At 66.5% G+C, this 2,569-nt stretch carries 4 protein-coding genes; 1 reads left to right on the forward strand and 3 read right to left on the reverse strand.

The genetic code is table 11. The features are described from left to right. Positions 1-982, forward strand: a 982-nt coding sequence (locus A6M56_RS21245; protein WP_286758397.1) for an asparaginase, incomplete at its 5' end; no start/stop codon positions are given. Positions 983-1,004: 22 nt separating this feature from the next. Here the strand turns inward: A6M56_RS21245 and A6M56_RS21250 are convergent. The 3 genes from A6M56_RS21250 to A6M56_RS21260 all read right to left on the reverse strand — a co-directional run. After that, positions 1,005-1,439, reverse strand: a complete 435-nt coding sequence (locus tag A6M56_RS21250) for a copper chaperone PCu(A)C (protein WP_502686951.1) — start codon at positions 1,437-1,439, stop codon at positions 1,005-1,007. A gap of 75 nt (positions 1,440-1,514) precedes the next feature. Continuing rightward, positions 1,515-1,985 carry a tRNA (uridine(34)/cytosine(34)/5-carboxymethylaminomethyluridine(34)-2'-O)-methyltransferase TrmL gene (gene trmL, locus A6M56_RS21255; protein WP_286758399.1) on the reverse strand — a complete coding sequence of 157 codons (471 nt, stop codon included), beginning with the start codon at positions 1,983-1,985 and terminating at the stop codon, positions 1,515-1,517. Between the two features lie 15 nt (positions 1,986-2,000). Beyond that, on the reverse strand, positions 2,001-2,569 hold a 569-nt coding region (locus tag A6M56_RS21260; RefSeq protein ID WP_286758400.1), incomplete at its 5' end, for a ComF family protein.

The raw sequence follows: 2,569 nt of genomic DNA on the forward strand, positions 1-2,569 counted from the left end.
CACGCGCGGCGGCCAGGTCGAGTCGCTGCATGTCGGCGCGGTCGCCGTCGTCAATGCTCGCGGCGAATTGCTGTACCGCGCCGGCGACCCGCATTTCCTCACATTCACCCGCTCGACGCTCAAGCCGTTCCAGGCGCTGCCCTTCATGCGGGCCGGCGGGCCCGCGCATTTCGGCTTCGGCAGCAGGGAAATCGCGCTGATGTGCGCGAGCCACTCCGGCGAGCCGATGCATGTCGAGACGGTGCAGGCGATGCTGCACAAGGCCGGCTGCGCAGAACATCATCTGCGCTGCGGCTGCCACGTGCCCATCCACTATGCGACTGAAGACAAGCATCCGCCGGCGCAGGAGCGCTTCAGCCAGCTGCATAACAATTGCAGCGGCAAGCATGCCGGCTTTCTTGCGTATTGCGTGCAGCATGGGCTGCCGCTGGACAGCTATATCGATCCCGCACATCCCTTGCAGCAGGCGATACGGGAAAACGTCGCGCGGGTGGCGGGAGTGCCGGAGGCCGGCCTGAAGGCGGGTATCGACGGCTGCTCGGCGCCGAATTACGCGCTGCCGTTGTCGCGCCTGGCGTTCGCCTACGCGCGCCTGGCGCAGGGCGCCGCGGATCCGGAAGACGGCGACTTGCTGGTGCCGCTGTTCGACGCGATGACCGCGCATCCCGAGCTCGTGTCGGGCACCGGCCGCATCGACCTCGCCTTCATGCGGACCGCGCCAGGCGACTGGGTGGCCAAGGGCGGCGCCGAAGCCGTGCAGGCGATCGGCATCCGTTCCGCCGGGCTGGGGATCGCCTTGAAGGTGGCTGACGGCAATCCGCGTGCGCTCTATCCGGCGGCCGTGGCGGTGCTGCAGCAGCTGGGCCTGATCGGAACGGTCGAGGCCACTCCGCTCGCGCCCTGGCTGCGCCCGCAGCTGCGCAACCTGCGCGGACTATACACCGGAGAGGTCCGCGCAACCGTACAACTCGTGACAGCCTGACGCCGCAGCGCCGGGCGCCGTCTCAGTGCATGTGCTGCATGCCGCCGGCCGCACCCTTGTTCTCGACCGTGACGCTCACTTCGGTTTTGCCGGCCTTCTCGAAGGTCAGCGTCATCGGGAAGGTGTCGCCCGCCTTCAGCGGCTGGCGCAGGCCGAACAGCATCAGGTGATAGCCGTGGCCCGGCTGCATCGTGATCTTGGCGGACGGCGGCAGATCGATGCCCGGCACCTCGCGCATTTTCATCACATTGCCTTCCATCGACATGGAGTGGATTTCGACCGATTTCGCGACCGGCGAACTGGCCGCAATCAGCTTGTCCGCGCTGCTGCCCTGATTTTCGATCGTCAGGAAGGCTGCGCCGGCGGGCTGGTTGGCGACGGTCGGACGCGCATAGGGATCGACGATGCGCAAATTGGCCGCTTTGTAATCGGCGGCGAGCGCCGCGCCGGTGGTCAATGTCAATGCCAGTGCGAAGATGGTGCGAAGATGCATGATGAGTCCTCGTGGATAAGTGGGAATGCGCTGTTTACGTCAACTGCCGCCTGCGAAGCCGTTCTGCCGCCATGCTTCGTAGACGACGACCGCGACGGTGTTGGAAAGATTCAAGCTGCGATTGTCCGGACGCATCGGCAGCCGGATGCGCTGCGTGGGCGGAAACGAGTCGCGCAGCGCGTCAGCCAGCCCTCTGGTCTCGGAACCGAACACGAATACGTCGCCGGGCAAAAACGCGACGGAGGCGAACGGCGTCGAGCCCCGCGTGGTCAGGGCGAACATGCGCGCCGGGTCCGGCGCCTCGCTCTCGATGTAAGCGGCCCAGTCGCGGTGCACCTTCATGCGCGCGTACTCGTGATAATCGAGCCCGGCGCGCCGCATCTTCGCGTCGTCCAGGGGGAAACCGAGCGGCTCGATCAGGTGCAGCTGCGCGCCGGTGTTGGCGCACAGGCGGATCACATTGCCGGTATTGGGTGGAATCTCCGGCTCGACCAGTACGACATGAAACAAGATCTACTCCCTTATTCAATCCGGTAATGTGCGGGCAAATACGAAATTGGTCACACGCGCGGCGCCGAAGCGCTTGAGCGTCGCCGCCAGCTCGTTCAGCGTCGCGCCCGTGGTCATCACGTCATCCACCACGCCGACATGGGCGCCGCGTACGCGTTCCAGGGCGTGACTGGAAACGATGAAGGCCCGGCGCATGTTTCGCATTCGCTCATCGGGATGCAGCAAGGCCTGGGCGGCCGTTTCGCGCTGGCGTTCCGTCAGCCGCGCGGCCAGCGCAACGCCCAGGGCGCGCGACAGCGGCTTTGCGATTTCCAGTGCCTGATTGAAGCCCCGTTCGGCCAGGCGGCCGGAGCCGAGCGGCACGGCGGTCAGCAGCGACGGCAACGGCAGCTTCTGCGCCCGCAATGCCGCGTCGCGCAGCATGCGCGCCATCAGCGGCGCCAGTTCCAGCCGGTTCCCGAATTTCAGCGCCAATACCAGTTGATCGACCGGCGGCGCATAATCGGCAGCGACGATTGTCGCATCAAAGGCGGGCGCCTGCCGCAGGCAGTCGCCGCACAGCGTGCCGCCCGCAGCGGGAAGCG

Source organism: Ralstonia sp. RL, assembly GCF_001683835.1.
GTDB lineage: Bacteria > Pseudomonadota > Gammaproteobacteria > Burkholderiales > Burkholderiaceae > Ralstonia > Ralstonia mannitolilytica.